The sequence below is a fragment of the Psychrobacter muriicola 2pS genome, assembly GCF_904846535.1.
GTDB classification, from domain to species: Bacteria; Pseudomonadota; Gammaproteobacteria; order Pseudomonadales; family Moraxellaceae; genus Psychrobacter; species Psychrobacter aquimaris.
Window position 1 is genome coordinate 389272 of the sequence record NZ_CAJHBC010000001.1, and the last position, 20487, is coordinate 409758.

At 42.5% G+C, this 20487-nt stretch carries 15 protein-coding genes; 6 read left to right on the forward strand and 9 right to left on the reverse strand.

The annotated features are described in order from the left end of the window. Window positions 1-45: 45 nt before the first annotated feature. Window positions 46-4677 (forward strand): PDDEXK-like endonuclease domain-containing protein, encoded by a 4632-nt coding sequence (locus JMX93_RS01590; protein WP_499203641.1) that lies wholly within the window; start codon window positions 46-48, stop codon window positions 4675-4677. A 123-nt stretch (window positions 4678-4800) separates the two neighbouring features. Here JMX93_RS01590 and JMX93_RS01595 read toward each other — a convergent pair whose 3' ends face one another. After that, window positions 4801-5754: a WG repeat-containing protein gene (locus JMX93_RS01595; protein ID WP_499203642.1), complete on the reverse strand. Its 954-nt coding sequence runs from the start codon at window positions 5752-5754 to the stop codon at window positions 4801-4803. 44 nt (window positions 5755-5798) lie between these two features. Then, complete coding sequence (locus JMX93_RS01600; protein ID WP_499203643.1) at window positions 5799-7994, reverse strand: ATP-dependent helicase; 2196 nt, start codon at window positions 7992-7994, stop codon at window positions 5799-5801. A 271-nt stretch (window positions 7995-8265) separates the two neighbouring features. Here JMX93_RS01600 and ychF point away from each other — a divergent pair, with 271 nt between their 5' ends. From ychF to JMX93_RS01620, 4 genes are all read left to right on the forward strand, one after another. Further along, the gene (gene ychF / locus JMX93_RS01605; RefSeq protein WP_193012864.1) at window positions 8266-9357 is read left to right on the forward strand and encodes a redox-regulated ATPase YchF; all 1092 of its coding nucleotides are present in this window, start codon (window positions 8266-8268) and stop codon (window positions 9355-9357) included. A 292-nt stretch (window positions 9358-9649) separates the two neighbouring features. Further along, window positions 9650-10135 (forward strand): hypothetical protein, encoded by a 486-nt coding sequence (locus JMX93_RS01610; protein ID WP_198332909.1) that lies wholly within the window; start codon window positions 9650-9652, stop codon window positions 10133-10135. 62 nt (window positions 10136-10197) lie between these two features. After that, window positions 10198-11607, forward strand: a complete 1410-nt coding sequence (locus tag JMX93_RS01615; RefSeq protein ID WP_499203644.1) for a deoxyguanosinetriphosphate triphosphohydrolase — start codon at window positions 10198-10200, stop codon at window positions 11605-11607. A 104-nt stretch (window positions 11608-11711) separates the two neighbouring features. Then, window positions 11712-12392: a TetR family transcriptional regulator gene (locus JMX93_RS01620; protein WP_193012867.1), complete on the forward strand. Its 681-nt coding sequence runs from the start codon at window positions 11712-11714 to the stop codon at window positions 12390-12392. Window positions 12393-12454: 62 nt separating this feature from the next. Here the strand turns inward: JMX93_RS01620 and gspK are convergent, their stop codons facing one another. The 6 genes from gspK to JMX93_RS01650 form a co-directional block, all read right to left on the reverse strand. Further along, window positions 12455-13513, reverse strand: a complete 1059-nt coding sequence (gspK, locus tag JMX93_RS01625) for a type II secretion system minor pseudopilin GspK (protein ID WP_499203645.1) — start codon at window positions 13511-13513, stop codon at window positions 12455-12457. Between the two features lie 39 nt (window positions 13514-13552). Continuing rightward, window positions 13553-14377, reverse strand: a complete 825-nt coding sequence (gene gspJ, locus JMX93_RS01630; RefSeq protein ID WP_443215239.1) for a type II secretion system minor pseudopilin GspJ — start codon at window positions 14375-14377, stop codon at window positions 13553-13555. Then, window positions 14374-14820: a type II secretion system minor pseudopilin GspI gene (gene gspI, locus JMX93_RS01635; protein WP_499203646.1), complete on the reverse strand. Its 447-nt coding sequence runs from the start codon at window positions 14818-14820 to the stop codon at window positions 14374-14376. Before gspI ends, gspJ begins: the two co-directional genes overlap by 4 nt. Before the next feature lie 51 nt (window positions 14821-14871). Beyond that, window positions 14872-15699 (reverse strand): prepilin-type N-terminal cleavage/methylation domain-containing protein, encoded by an 828-nt coding sequence (locus JMX93_RS01640; RefSeq protein WP_499203647.1) that lies wholly within the window; start codon window positions 15697-15699, stop codon window positions 14872-14874. Window positions 15700-15865: 166 nt separating this feature from the next. Beyond that, entirely contained in the window at window positions 15866-16549 is a 684-nt protein-coding gene (locus JMX93_RS01645; RefSeq protein ID WP_193012872.1) for a TetR/AcrR family transcriptional regulator, read from the reverse strand. Window positions 16550-16769: 220 nt separating this feature from the next. Next, entirely contained in the window at window positions 16770-17558 is a 789-nt protein-coding gene (locus JMX93_RS01650) for a TatD family hydrolase (RefSeq protein ID WP_198332904.1), read from the reverse strand. 394 nt (window positions 17559-17952) lie between these two features. Here JMX93_RS01650 and JMX93_RS01655 point away from each other — a divergent pair, with 394 nt between their 5' ends. Continuing rightward, window positions 17953-18618 carry an acyltransferase gene (locus JMX93_RS01655; RefSeq protein ID WP_499203648.1) on the forward strand — a complete coding sequence of 222 codons (666 nt, stop codon included), beginning with the start codon at window positions 17953-17955 and terminating at the stop codon, window positions 18616-18618. Window positions 18619-18671: 53 nt separating this feature from the next. On the opposite strand, the gene tfpB is transcribed toward JMX93_RS01655, so the two are convergent. After that, the gene (gene tfpB / locus JMX93_RS01660) at window positions 18672-20459 is read right to left on the reverse strand and encodes a type IV pilus assembly ATPase TfpB (protein WP_499203649.1); all 1788 of its coding nucleotides are present in this window, start codon (window positions 20457-20459) and stop codon (window positions 18672-18674) included. Window positions 20460-20487 lie beyond the last annotated feature (28 nt).

Here is a 20487-nt window from a genome sequence, read left to right on the forward strand (position 1 = left end):
AGTGAGGTCAGAGCTAACATTTTGATGATTTGGAAGGTTTAACAAATGAGTATTTACGCACAAAGACTGGCCTCTCAGATTGAGTTCATTAAGCAGTGTGCTTTGATGAAAAAAATGCCTACTCAAGATTTTGCTAAACACAGTGATTTCACTTGTACTGAGGAACAGGTAATAGGCTTGCCGGGTATCAGTCTGAACATCACCGACGATACCTCGGAGGACGTTTGGCTTCGTGTGGAGCGATTACGTGAAAACTCAGCACCTAAACCCAACAGCTCACTATTAGCAAACTGGTTAAAGTTTCCAACAAAATTCAGCGATCAACCTTTATTGCAAGAAAAAATCAATATAAAAAATCTAATAGATGATGGTGTTATCGCTTATGAAGAAGCATTTACACCCTTTGAAGTTGATGATACCTATCAAAATGAGTTATTAGATATAGAAGCATCATCAGAAAAAGAAGTTTATTTAAAAGATTTCTCGGAAAGAGGTACTGTACAAGAGGCATTTAACGATTATCTCAAAGATATTTGGAAACCTTGGCTAGCACAAGAGAAACTCGTCCGCCAAAGTATTGCTTTGTATTCTAGCCTATTCATGCTTAATCAACAGCTTCAAGGCAATCTCGCTGATGCCCAGCTGGAGTTAGTATGGGGTGTGGGTATTGCTCTAAGAAAAAGCGATGACAATGAGCAAAGCAGCAAGCAGATAAAGTATCCCCTATTGACGCAATCCGTTGAAATCACCTTAGATCAAAAAACGATGGCGTTACTCATCAAGCCTACCCTATCTGCTCCTACGCTTGAAACTGAACCTTTTTCTATAGAGGAAAATCAAGGTTTGGCTAAGTTATTAAAAAATAGTAAAGAGTTTTATGATTCAGAAGATGTTTCATTAATTCCTTTTTTGCCAAGTAGCTATGAGCCTATTTTAAAATCAGCCGTTACTTTGCTTGACTCCTCTGGTGTTTATCAGCCAAATCATACTAGTGCAGATGAGCGAAAAATACCTAAAGCGCAGAGCAACCTGATTGTTACTGACACATGGGTCATTATGGCGCGTCCCAGAAGTAATAACATATTTTTGCAAGATTTGAACAACCTATCAATTCAGCTAGAAACGGTCACTGACATCAATTTACCGAGCGCCCTTAAGGCAATGCTGACAGAACCCGCCACAGAAAACAAAGAAACCATACTTCCTGCTTATCGTGGTTTATCAACGGTGAGCGGCAGTGACAGCTATACCGGCACGCCAGCCGAACTATATTTCCCCAAAGCATTCAACGATGAGCAAGTACACATAATACAGCAACTGGATGTCCACGATGGGGTGGTCGTTCAAGGCCCGCCCGGTACAGGAAAAACCCATACTATTGCCAATGTCATTTGTCATTACTTAGCGCTTGGTAAGCGGGTACTGGTCACATCGATGAAAGACCCTGCACTAAAGGTGCTGCAAGGACAGTTACCCGAATCTATTCGCCCGCTCGCCGTTAGTCTACTGACCAGCGAGAACGAGGGTTTAAAGCAGTTTGAACATACCATCAAAAAAATCTCGAGTGAAGTGTCTAGCATCAATCGTGATGCCTACAAAAAAGAAATCGTCATGTTTGACAATCAGATTGATACTATTCATGCACAGTTAGCCAGCACTGATAATAAAATCACGGCTTGGGCACGGTTAAATCTTGACGATATCACTATCGATAACGAGACTATCAAGCCCATAGATGCCGCGACTGAGGTGGCTCAAAACAGGCAGCTTATCGAAAGCTTTCCAGATAACTTGGGCATAGAAGACACATTTAAGCCTCGATTTACTCATACTGATATCACGGTGCTAAAAAATGCAAGAATCAAGCTCGGCAATGATTTGGATTATCTTAATAAAAAGATTCCTGCTGTTTCAGACCTGCCACCTACCAATTCTATAAAACAACTTCACAAAGATTTGAGTTATCTCAATGAGTCACATGCAGCTGAGCAGCAAGGAGAACTACCAAGCTTAATAAATGACAGTGCTAGCACAATAAATATTGCTCACGAAGTCACTTCTCATACTTCTCGTTTAACTGATCTGCTGCAGAAAATTGTAGAGGCTGGGCAGAGTTGGACGACTGCTATTCAGCAGCATTTAGCTAATGAGACTAAGCAAGGCATCATCGCTCATCTCACTATACTAAACGATGAAATCAAAGCGCTTTTTGATGAGAGAACCATTTATTTAACCAAACCTATTACGATGGCTGATGATTTTGATAAAAATCCAGAGCTCGTTGACGCGGTTAAAAACTTATCTGAAGGCAAAAAGCCTTTTGGCTTAGCAGGTATTTTCGGTAAATCGTCAGAAAAGAAAAGCCTTGAATCTATTATGATAATCTCATCACCAGCTTCAAGCGTAGAGGACTGGCAGTATATATCCAGCTTTATAGCGTTTAGAAAAAAATCTCAAGCGCTTATCCTTCGCTGGAATGCTCTATCAAATGAGCTGTCCCTGCCAATATTTGAGGTATCGCATAATAATCTGTCTGCGTTACATTCAGCCGTTCATCTATACGATGATATCGTTGATAGTAACAATTTGCAGCACAGTATCAAGCAGGCGTTAAGCACTATATTTATAGATTGGGGTGTTATTACTACAGCACCTTATGACAAAGAGATTTTGACTGAGATTGAAAGTGTTCTTAAACAACATTTAAAGAGACATAATCTGGCTGAAAGTCTCACCTTAAAAGGAACTTTACTTAATAATCTCGCCGACTGTAAAGGCGATATTAGTGAGAAAATAACAGCCTTTGTCACTCAAAATATTGGTGACCCGAGTTTATCTGACGATGAGTTACAAACAGACTATCAAGAACTGTTGAGTGAGCTGCAACGAGTAAATAACCTTGCAACAGACTTACAGACAGTCGCTGACGTTACCCAACTCATTGAAGATAACGGCGCACCACTCTGGGCAAAAAAATTGCGTTATGAACCTTGTCATAACTCTCAAGACACCTTGGCATCGGATAACTGGCAACAAATTTGGCGAATTGGTAGATTGACAAGCTTTATAGACAGCATCGATGGTCGCAAGGAATTGGTTCAACTGGCAAAAACTCGTGGCAATTTAGAAGTAAATTTAGCAAGACTCTATCAAGAAGCGATCACCAAAAGAGCTTGGCTAAAAGTCGCAGAAAATGCGACGCCAAACGTGAGAGCGTCTTTAGAAAAATACCGCTCTGCCATTATGCGTATCGGTAAAGGAACAGGAAAAGGCGCGCATTATTATCGCCGTGAAGCGCGAGAAGCCTCTGCGGGAGCAAGTGCGGCTATCCCGTGTTGGATTATGCCGCATTATCGTATTTCTGAATCCTTGCCAGCAGAATTTGGAAGTTTTGACTTGGTTATCATCGATGAAGCGTCTCAGTCTGATTTAACGGCGTTGCCAGCCATCATGAGAGCCAAGAAAGTTCTAATCGTTGGTGACGATAAGCAAGTGTCGCCAGAAGGCGTTGGTCTCGATATCGAAAAAATTCGTAATCTGATGGCACAGTATCTGAGCAATCAAGTCCCTGTCTATCGCTCACAGATGTCGCCTGATCGTTCGATATATGATTTATTCAAAGTCGTTTTTGCAGATAGCAGTGTGATGTTAAAAGAACACTTTCGTAGTGTTGCGCCAATTATTGAGTTCTCAAAACGTGAGTTTTACAATCATGAGCTGATACCTTTACGTAAAGCCAAACCCTCAGAGCGCTTAGACCCTCCACTCATTGATATTTATGTCACCGATGGCTACCGGATTAAAGGTTCTGATATTAATCCGTCAGAAGTCAGATTTATTGTTGATGAAATCAAAACCATCGTTTCTGACCCAGCTTACAAAAGTAAAACCATCGGTGTTGTCTCGTTACTAGGTAATAAGCAAGCGCATAATATTATGGAGATACTCAATAAAGAACTAGATGAAGCGATAATGACTGCTTTTGATATTGCTTGCGGTGATGCCAGAACCTTTCAGGGTAAAGAACGCGATATCATGTTCTTGTCATTGGTAGTGGTACCAGGAGCGGCTCATGCACAAACGAGAGATACTTTCGCCCAGCGAATGAATGTCGCTGCCTCAAGAGCACGTGATAGAATGTATTTGGTACGCAGTATTGAACTGGATGAACTAAGCCAAGCCGATCACTATCGAGCGGAGCTTATCAAGCACTTTCAAGCACCGTTCATGAAAGATGAAGAAGAAGTCTCTGATTTGCGTGAAAAATGCGAGTCTCTTTTTGAAACAGAAGTCTTTGATCTTCTCGTTGAGAGAGGTTATCGAGTGATTCCACAGGTTGAAGCCGGTGCCTACCGAATCGATATGGTTGTCGAAGGTGAAAATGATAACAGTCTAGCCATCGAGTGTGATGGTGATAGATATCATGGGCCTGATAAATGGGACAGCGATATGCAACGTCAGCGTATTTTGGAGCGTGCTGGCTGGAAATTTTGGCGCTGCTTTGCGTCCACCTTCGTCACTCGTAAAAACGAAGTCATTCAAGATTTATTAGCAGAACTGGAACGTTTAGATATTCATCCGATAAGTACGGATGCAACTTATAGCAGTTCTTATGTGGAGTCTAGAGTCTTCACCACTGTTGAAGAACCAATACTCAATATTGAAGCTGAGATTTAGATATGTATAGCCTGCTAGATACTCATTTCATAGCTACGATCATAATTGTCTTGAGAAAAAACCGTATTTTGCCAAAGCACGGTTTTTTCTATTCTTAATTTCCTAAACTAAAAACAATTCTTATCATTCACTACAAGCCACAGTTTTACCTAGCTTATTAATACAGACAGACGTACCATCACTTTTCTCTTCTATCTTCGCCGTACCATTATTAAAGTTGAAATACATTGCACCAAAATAAGTAACGCTCATTCTTGTCACTTTATCGTCCGAGAACTTGAAAGGAATGACAGTTCTATTGGCCCCATCTATGAAGCCCCAACGCTTACCTTTGCGCACGCCAGCGAGCTGCTCACTAAAAGGTCTGATTTCATCATAAATGAAAGGAACAGCAACAGTTCCTGTCTTGGTAACAAACCCCCATTTATCATCTTTAATTACACCGAGCAGACCTTCATGAAAACCATAGTGTCCACCCAAATGACCATCCAGACCGTCGTATTGCGGGACAACAACTTCTTTACCGTTAGTGTCTATAAGACCCCATAACTCCGTATTAAAGTCATAAATAGGCGCCCTATCATTGCTAAAAGAATCCATCATGGCATAGTTATTTTCAAAACTGAGAATAACTTTATTGTTAGTATCGATGACACCATATGCACCATCTTTTACAACGACAATTTTACCTTGATAAACAGGGTTTGCCCAAACCTCATTATATTTATCATTAGGATCTATTAAGTTGTCGTAAATAGTAGGTACGACCAGTTTACCTTGTTCGTTGATATAGCCGACTTGATCGTTTTTTAAAACAGGAAAAAATCCATCGCTGTACAACCACGCCTCAACTTTATCAAAATCTTTGAGACTAGCTGTTACTTTACCTTTTATATTGAGTAACGCTTGTGGACGATAATCGTCATCATAAGCAACAAATAGATGCTTATTATCAGTACATTGAATATTTCTATAGTGACTCGTCGGCGGCATACAGTCCTCAACAGCTAAAGCAGGAAAACTACTTATTGAAGCAATAATTGGGACTAATAAAGCTTTAGCTATTTGCTTATACAAAACCTAATACCTCGAAATATTATTACTGTGAATTCGATAAAACACTACCACCACACTGGATCATCACTCTCTTCTCTCACTTGTTTAGAATTTTCTACCGTCACTTCATCAGTAGACAGCTCAGCGATAAAGCGTGATGGCTTGTCAAAATACCCTGAATAACTGGCAAAGTAATCAGGCGCCGTTAGATACAGTCTGCTCTTAGCGCGACTGCAAGCAACATAAAACAATTTTCGTTCTTCTTCTAGCTCTTCAAAATCATCCAAAGAGCGATAATGCGGCATCATGCCATCGACTAAGGAGTTGACGAACACTACTGGCCATTCAAGTCCTTTTGCACTATGAATGGTAGAAATGGTTAATTTATCATCGTCCTGCCCTTCTGCCTCACCTGACGTAGCGACCGAATCATTCGGCGGATCAAGAACCAAGTTTTCCAAAAAATCATCAAGGTTGTCATGCTCTGCCGCTAAGTTTGTGAGAACACGAAAATCCTCGCTACGCTCCCGCCAGTTATCCTCATTGATTTTTAGAACAGGTATATAAAACTCAAGAATCAGCTCGATAACTTGTTCAACGGTACCTGCGCGGCTTGCTTTGCTCAATAATTCATACAATGGCGCAAGTTGTGTGCTTTTTTTGGCAAATTTTGCAGTCAGTAGGGGCTCAAAAGAATTATTGTCAGCGGCAATCGCTTGCGTTAAGCGGGTTGCAGTGACTGCGCCTACTCCTTTAAACAAAGTCAAAATACGATGCCAAGCAATGTTGTCGTTGGGGTTATAGAGTATTTTGACAAAGGCTAAAAAGTCTTTAATATGTCGTCTTTCAATGAACTTGATGCCACCCACTACGATGAATGGAATATGACGCTCCATAAATTCTAACTGGACATAGTTAGACTGAAAGGACGTGCGGCACAGTACCGCAAAATCGTTGTAATCATACTCTGATTTTAGCGCTATAATTTTATCCGCAATGTATTTGGCCTCGCGGGTCTCATCACTTAAACGGCTAAATATCGGCTTTTTCCCCGCTAGACTGACCTTTGAATATAGCTGCTTTTGATAGCCCAAGGTGATTTGCGCTGACAGAGCATTGATATAGTTTAGAACAGAGGGCGTACTGCGATAGTTTTGTTCAAGCTTAATGAGACGGGCTTCAGGATAGCTCTCACCGAACAGCAGTATGTTTTCGTAATTGGCACCGCGAAACGCATAGATACTTTGATTGTCATCCCCGACCACCATTAGCGATACCGAGTCAGGCTCACAAATCAAATCTATCAGCTGCTTTTGCGGAATATTGGTGTCTTGATATTCATCAACCATAATGTAGCGATATTGGTTTTGCAGCATCTGGCGAAAGGTATGGTTGGTTTTTAAATGACGTACTACCTGACTAATGATGTCATCAAAATCATAGAGATGATTGGCGCGTTTATATTCATGAAAATCAATTGCCAATTGCTCAATGATAGGAATGTGCACAGCGATATCAGGATAACTGCTTTCGATTAAATTGCGTATATGAATGCGTCTGTTTCTAGAGGTCGATATGATATTTTGCAGCGTTTTTTTACGCGGAAAGGCTTGGGTTTTGGTTTGCGCAGGATACTTTTTTTCTTTATGGATTAAATCGATGGCATCCTCACTATCACCCGTATCTAAAATCGTAAATCGTGGATTAATACCAAGTAAGCCTGAATACTGACGCAGCAGCATATTACAAAATGAGTGAAAGGTGCCGCTAGTGATACTATTTAACGCCTTATCAGTCGGCAACTTATCCTCAGCTAATTCTTCATTCGATAGCTCTTCATTGGACAGATTACTTGCCAGCAAAGACTTAGCTCGATCTTTGATTTCATTGGCCGCTTTACGAGTAAAGGTTAATAGCAAGATGCTTTTGGGTGTTACCCCGTTTTCTAATAGGTAGCTGGTCCGATAAGTTAAGGTTTTGGTCTTACCAGAGCCAGCACCAGCGATTACCAAAACCTTACCTTCGATGGTAGTAGCAGCTAGTAATTGATCGGGGTTTAACTCACTGGCGTAGTCTACTTGCAACCCTAATGCACCACTCAATCTTTGATTCACTAGCTCAATATTCGCATCGTCATCAGCGTCGATTAGATTTGCCTCTAGTTTTTTAATTGCTTTCTCAAGACGTTCAAGCTTAGGCTTAATCTCCACGAAATTCTGCGGATAATTATAGCGACGCGTGTCAAAAATAGCGGTAGTCATTATCGGAATTTGCCTTTCATTTATTTTAGTCGCCCTTATCGATACAAAGCACTCATCTTCAATAGTGCCACTAGTTAAGTTGTTTTATGGCACAGCTTACCATAATCGATAAAATAGAAAAATTGCCAGTAAGAGCCAAAGCAAAATCTCAGTATACAACACAACAACCTCACCCCTATTCCGGTAAATTTGCTACAATGTGCCCAATTTTGATTTATCATTTAACCAAACTTTATACCAACTGATTTTATTAATACATTGAGAGAATGTTATGGGTTTTAATTGCGGCATCGTCGGCCTACCAAACGTGGGTAAATCCACCTTGTTTAATGCCTTGACTAAAGCGGGTATCGCCGCTGAAAACTTTCCGTTTTGTACCAAAGATCCCAACACAGGTATCGTACCTGTACCTGACCCACGCCTGAAGAAATTGGCTGATATCGTCAATCCTGAGCGTGTACTACCAACGACAATGGAGTTTGTGGACATCGCAGGCCTGGTCGCAGGCGCGTCAAAAGGCGAAGGTATGGGCAATCAGTTCCTAGCCAACATTCGTGAGACCGATGCGATTGCTCATGTAGTGCGCTGTTTTGATGATGACAACGTCGTACACGTTGATGGGCGCGTCAGCCCGATTGATGATATCGAAACCATCAATACTGAACTGGCATTGGCAGATTTAGAGGCCGTTGAGCGTGCCATCCACAACCAAACCAAGAAGGCTAAAGGTGGCGACAAAGACGCGCAAGCATTGCTTGATATCTTTAAAAAAGTTGAGCCTTTATTAGCCGAAGGTAAAGCGGCACGCGCAGCAAACCTAGATGCTGATGAGAAAAAACTGATCAGAAGTTATGGTTTAATCACGCTAAAACCAACCATGTATATCGCTAACGTCAGTGAAGATGGCTTTGAAAATAACCCATACTTAGATGCGGTGCGCAACTATGCGACTGGCGAAGATTCTATCGTTATCGCATTATGCAACCAAATCGAATCTGAAATTGCTCAACTTGATGAAGACGATAAAAAAGACTTCCTAGCTGAGATGGATATGGAAGAAGCGGGTCTTGATCAAGTGATCCGAGGTGGCTACGACTTACTTGATATGCAGACTTACTTTACCGCTGGTGTCAAAGAAGTACGTGCTTGGACCGTTGCTGTTGGTGCAACCGCACCGCAAGCAGCTGGCGTTATTCACACTGACTTTGAGCGCGGCTTCATTCGTGCCGAAGTCATTGCTTATGATGACTTTATCGAATACAACGGTGAAAAAGGCGCAGCAGCTGCTGGTAAATCACGTCTAGAAGGCAAAACCTATATCGTTCAAGATGGCGATATCATGCACTTTAGATTTAACGTGTAGTTTTAAGCAGTACATACCATTTAATATAGTCTGTCCTATATAAATCAGATACTGCGTCAGGCTCACTTAGTCTACTACTTGTAGCACTTTCACTCGCCTTTCTTGTATCTAAATTATCTTGAACCGACTATAGTTAATGAGCCGATGTTGGATATTTGCCATCATCGGCTTTATTTTATATATCAATTGTTATATTATAACATATCTTTATTTTGTTTCTTTGAGGACTCATACTGTGACCAACCATTTCTCTTTTTCTAAATTTGCAAGTGTTGCGCTTGTAGGAAGTATCATGACAGGCTCTCTATTGGGTTGTCAGCCTAATACAGACACTGATACGGTAGTATCTGAAGAAGTAACAGCCGTAGACAATCATGCAGAACAACATCACTCTGAAGATGATCACGACATGCATAGCCACGAAGAGCATAATGATATGGAGCACGGTCATGAAGGACATGATCATGCAGAACACGCCAGCAATAGCACACCATTTTCTTGTGAGCCTACTGCTACTATCGGCGTGTCTTATCATACCGATGATACACCTCAGACCGCGCATCTACTCATCGATGGTATCGAATACGATTTAACAGCTGCGGCTAGTAGCGACGCCAGTACTGGGAAAGCCATCTATACGAGTGATATCGGATTAGATGACACCCATGGCATTATATGGCAAGTGAATAATGACAATGCAACGTTGCGAAATAAGACACTAAATAGCGATGTTGCTATCGAAGCGGAAGAAGTGCTTTTTGACTGCCAGAAATCTTAGTTGCTGTACCAAGGGCGCTATTTTGCTATGCTAAAGGCTCCCTTGGTTTCGGATGTTTCCATATGCTAAGTACATCAACCCCTTTGTCGTCCTCCACCACACAATGGTCCCATCTCCTTAATTCACAACGTCTTGGCGCTTCTAAAAAATTTAATGCTAATACCAGTACCCGATCTCAATTTCATAAAGACTATGACAGACTGGTATTTTCGCACTCATTTCGACAGTTGAATCAAAAAACCCAAGTTCATCCTCTGACCAATCAGCTCGGTATCCATACGCGTCTGACTCATTCTCTTGAAGTGTCTTGTATTGGACGTTCATTAGGGATGATGGCCGCAGAAAAACTGCATAGCAAACTAACCAGCGGTCTACCAGCAGGTATCTCACCATACGATGTCGGGGTGATTGTACAAGCAGCCTGCCTCGCTCATGATATTGGTAACCCGCCTTTTGGACATGCAGGAGAATACGCCATTCGTGATTGGTTTAGTCACTCTGACCGTCATGCTATTTTGCAAAATATGAGCAGCAATGAGCGACTGGACTTGCTGGCTTACGAAGGTAATGCACAAGGATTTCGGTTACTGGCGCGTAATGAGCACCATCCTGATAAAGGTGGCATGCGTCTCACTTGTGCAACGCTAGGTGCTTTTATGAAGTATCCTTGGTTGGCTACTCATAGCAACGATGTCAATGATAAACACCACCATCATAATGTACAAAAATTTGGCTGCTTTTATAGTGAGTCGGCACCACTAGAAGAATTAGCAGCCTGCTTAAATCTGCCACGTTCAACACAGCACGATGGCTTTGCTCGCCATCCATTAGCTTATTTGCTAGAAGCGGCGGACGATATTTGCTATGCCTTGATCGATTTAGAAGATGGTATCAATCTTAATATGCTGACCTATAGCGAGGTTGCCGCCATATTTTATGAGCTGATTGGTGAGCGCCCTAGCGGTATCAGTCTGCCCGCACACATGTCTGTCAGGCAGAGCTTAGCATCATTGCGAGCCCGCGCCATGATGCGCTTGGTCAATGCCGTGACTGATGCTTTTGTCGCTAATAGTGAGGCACTGTTGGCCGGAACCCTCAATGGCAGTCTATTTACCCATTGTGATGCACATGTGCAAAATGGCATTAACCAAGCCAAGCAATTGGCACGCGAAAAAATATTCAATCACCCAAGCAAAGTACGTATGGAGTTGATGGCCAATCAATGCCTGCATCGATTATTAGACGCCTTCATACCATTGGCTTGGACAAATGCAAAAGCTGCCCCAATCTCCTTTGAGCAGCAGCACCTACTAATGTTGTTACAGCCACATCTCAATGAGCATCGGCAGATATTATCAGATAATGTCTATCACAATATTTTAAATATATTGGACTTTATCACTGGGATGAATGATCATGAAGCGTATCGATTGGCACAGGAGTTACAAGGCCATTGGGGTACCATGGTGTAAAACACCAGTGCAGGTCTAGTAAATTAACACAAGTTGCGTATTTCAGTCGTATTTTTACGCCGAAATGAGTATGATAAACCCTTATTGGACAATTTTGAAATATTATGAGCAGTCGTGAACAAAAGAAACTTCAAACTCGGCACGCCTTTTTTAATGCCGTGCTTGATTTATGTATGACAGGGCAATCTTTTAGCTCTATCAGCCTCCGGCAAGTAACGCGTGAGGTTGGCGTGGTGCCGACCGCGTTTTATCGGCATTTCGATGACATGGAATCGCTTGGTCGAGCATTAGTGGTAGAAGAACTAGGGGGTACGCTGGCGATACTAAGCGATAGCTTGCAAATTGGGCGTAAGCGTAGCTTTGATCGCCAAATTGCTAAGAGCATTCAGCTATTCTTGTATATGGTCAGTGATCAGCCTTATTACTGGCAATTTTTAGTCAGTGAGCGTTATGGTGGCTCAGAAGCTGTACGCAAAGCCATCAATGAACTTGTCAAAAAACATGCTCAAAGCTTGGCTGATGATTTAGCGCTACAGCCTGCCTTTACTCATATCAATGCCTATGACCGTCGCCTATTGGCTGAGGCTGGGGTAAATATGTTCTTTTCTTGGATTATCGATTGGTTGGAGCTGACTTATACTGAAGATCATGATGATGAAGTCGATCTAAACGAGATTGAAGAGAATAAGCAGCTGATGCTCCATAATTGTACTCGCCAAGCACAGATGCTGTTTTATGGTGCTTATAACTGGAAATCTACGGAAGAAACGCACTTAGGAGATTAGGCAGTGTCAGGTCAGACATTTCACCTCGGCACTGATCAAGACTCTTTTTAGGTGGCTCAACGTTAGAAATTGGGTCTAAATGCCCATAAACGCTGTGTCACCACTTTAATTTCTTTGGCTTTTTTATTATTGCCATTCTCATTATTACTGTTAGGCGTTCTGTTATTAGCATTACTCCCTGCTGCCGCGCTAGCATCAGTCACAATCTTGCTAATTAATACAGTTGCAAACCGTTGTCTTTGTTGACCAAGATTTGCACTATCAGTTGCTGTAATAAGTGCCATGAACGCTTGGCTATCGACTGCGAGTAGTGGTGTTAATGCTTTTCGTTGATCATTATTTAAGCTGCTCAGCATCGGCAATTGCCACACATCATCAATAGAGGCTAACGCCTGCTTTGCCCGCGTATCGACCAATCCCTGCATCTGTTGGCTGGTTGCGCCATCTATCAGTGCAGCCAGCAAAACTGGACTAGCAGTATTGACATTAATAGGCAGATAATAAGGAACCGTAGTAATATAAGGACGTAGTGCCGCTAGTACTTCAGCATTTACCCCTCGAATCTCTTGCAACTGATCGATACTGACCAATGCTTGGTTGGGCAAAGTCTTACTCGCTGAACCACTTGTTTGCTGAGAATAAACCACACTCTCATCACCACCATCTTGATAAACGTCGCTATCCGTATCTTGATAGTCAAGAATAGCAATGGCAATATCAGATTCTAGATTTAATTGCGTCAACAATCTTTGAAATATGGCTAAAGCGTTGCTATCAACCGCGCCATTCTGATATAAGTTATTAATATTAAAACGACTGGCTTCATCGCGCAATTCAATACTGATGCTGTGATTGGCTAAAAGATAAGGCGGTAGTGGCTGCGCCCAAATATCTTGCTCGCTATCTGTGTCGTTCAGCTTATCGTCAGCACGAATCATCGTGATGGCTAATTGCTGACCAGCATTGATATCTTGTGACAGCTGATTTTGATCAAACAATAAGCTGCTACGTCTAATAGCAATCTTTTGGCTGGCAAGCATCGCTCCCGCCACTACGGTAATACTAACCACCAATAGCAAGATAGTGAGCAGCGCTACTCCGCGCTGAGAGTGCGCTGTCATTGACTTAAGCCGTCTTTATGATTGACCCAATGATACATTTTAAATATTACTTCCTGCATTGTTATTTACATTGCTATTTGGATTGTCATTAGTATTATCACTACTATCGTTATTGCTACCATTGCCATTATTGGAAGCATTGTTATTGCTTTTATTTTTATTGTTACTTGGTATTGGTTGTGGAGCAAGCGCCCATTGCCAAGTTATTGGCATATCCTGATAAGTAAAATTGACAGCAATACCTTTGGGTAGTAAAACCACTGCTGGCTTGGCGCTCACGGCACTGGCCGTTTGCCCAGAGGTTGTATTTGTACTGTTATTACTGCTGTCTGCATTAGGGAACTTGGTGCTCAGTTCAGGTAAATATGCTTGCCAACGCCCTGCGGTGACGCCTTCGAGCAATACACTATCTAGGCTGATGCTATCGCGCCCACCATCGATGCTGGTATATTGGCGACGAATTAAACGCTCATCTGCAAAAATATATTCGATATGCTGGACACTCATGCTACTTTGATAACGTGGATCGGGATCGGCAAAACGAACAAAACTCACATGCTCACCATCCAAACTCATAAAAGGCTCAGGTACTATTTCATTAGCTTGGGCGCTATTGTTTGCACTGTTATTTATCACACTGACATTTTGAGTATTTGGTATTTGATAAGGGATAATTTGACCCATGTCTTGCTGTAGCTGCAAATAAGCATATTGCAAAACAGCTAGATTATCAGCATGAAATTGTGCACGTTCTCGGGCGCGGTTGACACTATCAAATACTTGCCAGCCAGCCACTGCCAACATCGCAAATATCGCCATGGCGACCATCAATTCAAGTAGCGTAAATCCACGCTGCGACCTCACGGATTGCCTCCAGACTGCCCTGCAATATCAGCACCCAAACGGTTTAAGTCCAAACTGCCAACGTCTTGCTCCGCATTGCTTAATATTACGTTGATATCAGTCACGGTGGTGCGCGTCTGTCCATCTATAATGGGTGCGACAGCAATATTCACCTCTTTTAAAGCGGGCGTAATGGCATCACTGACCGTCATTACTACTTGCCAATCACGCCCTTGAGCATTGATTGTTTGTGTGCGATTGGCCGTCAGCCATGTCTCTTGAATACGCAAATCAGCGGCTGCGTTCTGTGCGACAAAATGTGCAAGTGTGCGTGTGCGTAATACATCCACTGAGCTGAGATAGGCACTACTGGCACGGCTAGCAGCCACAGCAACAACCGCTAAAATCGCTAACGCTACCATTACCTCAATCAGAGTAAAGCCGCTTTCATGCTTTGATAACATTGGCTTTTTCTTTATATGAGCAGATATAATCTTACCCTTATCTATCATCAGTTACAGCCCTTGTCCGATCATCATACTGCCATCAGGCATAATGGTAATAACCTCGCCCACCAGACGTGAATTGTGCAGCACCTCAATGGTGACAGGCGTTGCTTGCCCTGTACCAAACCATAATATCTGTGGGACTGCTTGATTGGCAAACCAAGGCTGCAATGTTTGTTCTTGTTCAGGCATTGATAGGTTGCCAGCCTCCAAGCTTTGCACCCTTAAACTGACCCCAGCAGGTAACTCAGGCAAACTGACTTCTGGCTCAATCTCCCAGCTAGGCACTGGCTGTTGCTTTCCTATCCCCCCCGACATACTTGTCAGATCAGCAGACAATTCCATCGAATTTTTAGGCGTACTGTCCATGCTATTTGACGGGATATCATTATTCTGATAGGCAATATAAGGATTGGATAAAGTGACGATAACGGGGTTTACTTGACCTTGTTTATCCGCTTGTAAACTTAAACCCATGGGCTGCATACGCTCAGCAGACAACAACCGTACATAGCTCAGTGAGTCAGTCAAATGCTCATAAAAAGCACGGTTTTTACGCGATTCACTACTACCGACCGACAGGCTCATCGTGCCAGCAAAGATAGATAGAATAACCACCACCACTACAATTTCGACAAGGGTAAAGCCCTGTTGTGCCTGAGCAAGGCTTGAGGATGTATAAAGGGAAACGTTAGCGTTTTGTACTGGAAAGCATTTATGCTGATAAACAAGAGGTAAGGGATATCTATCCGTTTTTTTATATTGCAAATATTGATGACTTAAGTGTGAATAGCAAGTGACCGCTGAGCTGGACGGAGTCTTGGCAGTGACCGGCATATTACACCTATAAACCTATAAGTAGGTTGTGGTATGAAGAATAAAACTATGATTGGGCATTAAAACTGGTAAGCATGTATCCATTTTTAGCATGGATGCACCGTGCTGCGATAACGAATATAGCAACACGAATTTAGAAAAGTTTAAGGCATGTTGAATAAAGACATTAATAACTGGTATTACGGTGCTCTTCTGACTCAGTATCGATTTGCTCTACCAACTCCTGCATATCTTCATCCATCACTTCATCATCAGCCGCAGGATAATGACTCGGCAACTCAAGCATTTGCTGAACGAAAGCATAGCGTAGAGTATCGCGGCGACCCAAATACCGCTGGTAAAAGCTTGAATTTAATAGTCCAGCACCGCCTTGACCCATCGCCCAAATCGAGGACAAATAGTCGCGCGTACTCAAACTACTATGCTCATCCTTTAAATAAGCACTGATAATGTCAATCAAGCGTTTCATACGCTGACGGCGAATATCATATAACTCACCAAATAAACGATTGAGACCCGTCACTGATGCCGCCAAACGCTCTTCGATTTGATTGAGCAACATGGCTTTTTGTGGATTGAATAACTGCTGAAAAATCATACGAGCAACGCCTGCTGATGGACAATCATCAATACGATTAATCTCAAACAGTTGTTCTTCGTAGCGGATAATAATACGTAAATAGAGTTCATCTTTACTGGAGAAATGCTTGTACAGTGTACCTTTAGCCAAATCCAGCTGGTCTGCCAAACTGTCTAAAGTAATATCACCATCGCCCGACTCAAGTAGCAATTGCTCTGCCATTGCTAAGATATTCTCTTCTCGTGCCTTGAACTGATGCTGACGACTCATAATCTCTCCTAAAACCTGACAAGATTAAGCATATGACCATCGTGTGGATTAGTGCGTCGGCGACAAGCGTATCACGTCATACAAAGTCTGCTCGAAAACCACCAAAAGAGATATGCTTATATTTGCTAAATAGTCATTGATAATCATATGCTTACGCTTCAAATAACGTAAAACAACAAGACTGTCTCATAAATGACTGAGTGGTCATAGCATAACCATTTTAGTGATACTGTGCCAGTAAATTTTCAAAGTTTTTTGCGGTTAATGCGCCAACGTCATCGCTACTACAGCCATACATCTCTGCCAGACAACTGGCGACATACGGTACATAGGCAGGCTCATTGGGTCTACCACGCTTGGGCACTGGTGCTAGATAAGGACTATCGGTTTCGATAAGCAGTCTGTCTCTAGGCATATTTTTTGCGGCATCTTGAATCATTTGGGCACTTTTAAAACTAACAATGCCTGAAAATGAGATATAAAAACCTAAATCTAGAGCGCGCTTCGCCGTCTCCCAATCTTCGGTAAAGCAATGAATAATGCCGTGTTCCGCACCTTCCGCTTTTAGAATATCGATCGTATCTTCTTTGGCATCCCGCATATGTATGACGAGTGGCTTTTTCAGGCTTTGACTGGCATGAATATGGCGAGCAAGACTGGCTTGCTGCTCTTTTTTGTTTTCCGTTGACCAGTAATAATCTAATCCTGTCTCTCCAATCGCCCATACATGGTCAGCATCAGCCGTTTCGATCAAACGCTCGACCGTCGCTGATTGCAAGACACTGATATCTTCACAAGGATGAATACCGACGCTCATGCCAAGATTTAGCGCCTCATCACTATAGGTACTGACAATATGGGCAATCTCATCATATTCGGCAAAATCACACATAATCGCCATTGCCCGAGTGACATTGGCAGTTTTCATAGCATCAATCGCGCCAGACAATTGACCATCATACTTGGTTAAATCTAAGCGATTAAGATGGCAATGGCTATCAGTAAACATAAATAATCTCGTTAATAAAAATGAATGAATAAAAAAATATTAGGACATGTTCTCATTTTGAAAATGATGATAAAAATTAGATAAATGGTAGGTCAAATAAGGAAAATAGTGCAGATAATATCAGGGTATTGACCCGCCATTTGACGCAGCTTAGCAAAATTTAGCCATTTTCAATCCATTTAGTCGTTTCCGTTCAGAATGAAGACACGCCATAGTGGTAAGCCTTGAAACGGATAACCCTATTGATTGCTCCAAAGGCAGCTGTTTTCAAGTAAATTTTAGCGGTACACTATCAACACGCTCCTCAACCATATTTAAAACAGCAAACCAACCATAAAAGCCAGCGCTAGAAAAAACATGGCGTCTTCTACTCACTTTTCATAAGCCCTTCATTATGAACCATAAAAAAACCATCAGCCTTTCCCCTATCATAAAAACATTATTACCCAAACAGCTCTATAAAAAGCGGTTTTTATTACAAGACAAAGGGTACAATAATCATATCAATATTGCTAAAGATGTACGCATCATTGGCGATTCAGCCATCACTATTCGTACAGGTCAGGACAATCAAATCACTGTCGGTAAAGGCGGCAAATTTAATCAATTAAAAATTGACATCAACGGCAATTACAATCAAGTCACGATTGGAGAGCAATTGAAGTTCTCAGGACAATTATTGGTTGTCGGTAATCATCTGCATATTTATATCGGTAATCATACCACCGCTATTGATTGCTATATTTTGGCACGCGATAAAAGTGTGACCATTGGTCAATCATGCATGATATCACGTGGTATTGAAATTCGAGCAACTGACGTTCACAAGGTCTATGATATAGACACTAACGCGCGAGTGAATAAGGCGCATACAGACGTCATTTTAGGAGACCATATTTGGATTGCCGCTAATGTGACCATCTCTAAAAACGTCTCTATCGCCAGTGGTTGTATCATTGCAGCAGGTGCATTTGTCAATAAACCAGTGACAATACCCAACTGCATGATTGCTGGTACACCAGCCAAAATCATTCGTCAAAATGTGCGCTGGGAGCGTTAAAAAATCAAGTTATAAGGCGACGTTTTACTAAAGCAAGCACTGGCTATTTGACGTCAATGCAATGGCACCACTCGCATTACTTCTTCTATGGTCGTCACGCCTTCACTAATACGCTTTGCGCCCGATAAGCGCAACGGCTGTACACCTTCACGATATGCTTGCTGCTTCAATACATCTAAATTTGCATCGGCGGCGACCAGTTTTTTTAGCTCATTTGATAACGGCATAATCTCATACAGACCAATGCGACCTTGATAGCCCGTATGGCGGCAATGCTCGCAGCCCTGCGCCGTATAAATTTGTGCTGGAGCGGGCGCACGCCAAGGTTGAACCAATTCCTGCCACTGAATAGCAATTTCACTATCTGGAGTCACGTCTAGCGCTTTTTTACAGTGCGGACATAATGTCCGTAATAGACGCTGCGCCATGACGCCTAGTATCGTCGCTGAGGTTAAAAACGGCTGAATGCCCAAATCATGCAAGCGAGTAAGTGAGCTTGGTGCATCATTGGTATGCAACGTCGAGAGCACCAAATGTCCAGTCAGTGATGCCTGCACTGCCATATTGGCGGTTTCGGCATCGCGAATCTCACCAACCATAATGATGTCTGGGTCTTGGCGCATCAAAGAGCGAATGCCTTCAGCGAAATGCAAATCAACCCCTGGATTGACCTGCATTTGGTTGAAAGCTGGCTCAATCATCTCGATAGGATCTTCAATCGTACAGACATTGACTTGTTCTGTGGCGAGCTGCTTGAGCGTACTGTACAACGTCGTAGTCTTGCCTGAGCCAGTGGGACCAGTGACCAAGATAATACCGTTTGGATGCGCCGTCAGCTCATGCCAAGTCTCGAGCTGTTTACCTGACAAGCCAAGCTGAGCAAACGAGCGCACCAGCACTTCAGGGTCAAACACCCGCATGACCAGCTTTTCGCCAAAGGCAGTGGGCATCGTCGATAGACGCAGCTCAGTTTCTAGACCTTTTGGCGTACGGGTTTTTAGCCTGCCATCTTGTGGTTTGCGTTTTTCTGCCACATTCAGTCGTCCTAATATTTTAATACGTGCGGTCACTGCGACGATAATAGCCAATGGCATCTCATAGACGGTATGTAGCACGCCATCAATACGAAAGCGAACTTTACCCGTCTCACGGCGAGGCTCTAAATGAATATCGCTGGCTCGCTGCTCAAACGCATATTGCAATAACCAATCGACAACTCTGACAATATGTTGGTCATTGGCATCAGGGTTAGTATTGTCGCCGAGTTGCAATAATGCCTCAACATTGGTGACATCAGCCGCTGCCCGCTTGTGGACACTATTTGCTCCTGCAATCGCTTGGGTGACTTGGTAAAACTCTTGACGGTAGCGATTAATTTGCTCAGGATTGACATAAACTGTGCGATAGCTTTTAGACTTGATTAGTTTTTCGATACTTGTCTGCCACTCAGTATAAAACGGCTGGTCTGTACCGATGATGACTTCATCTAACGTCACTTCAATGGGCAAAATATGCTGTGAGCGTGCATACTCAAAGGACATCAGTTGGGTTACGGCTGGGACATCGACTTTTAACGGGTCAATACGGACGAGTGACATACCTGCTTTGGCAGCCAGCCATTGATTCAACCACACCAAAGTCAGTTTATTCTCAACATTTTTATCCAGTGCATGACCGTTTGGCAAACCAAATTCACTGATGGTTAGAAGTGGATGCTGCGCTTTATCACGACGGCTCGTCATCACCAAATTGTAGCCACGCTGATCAATCACCTTATCTGCCAATAATTCATCTAGGCACCAACGCAAATCAATCACGATTGAATATTTCTGAGCAGACATATTTTTCTTCTTTTATCATTGATGCGTT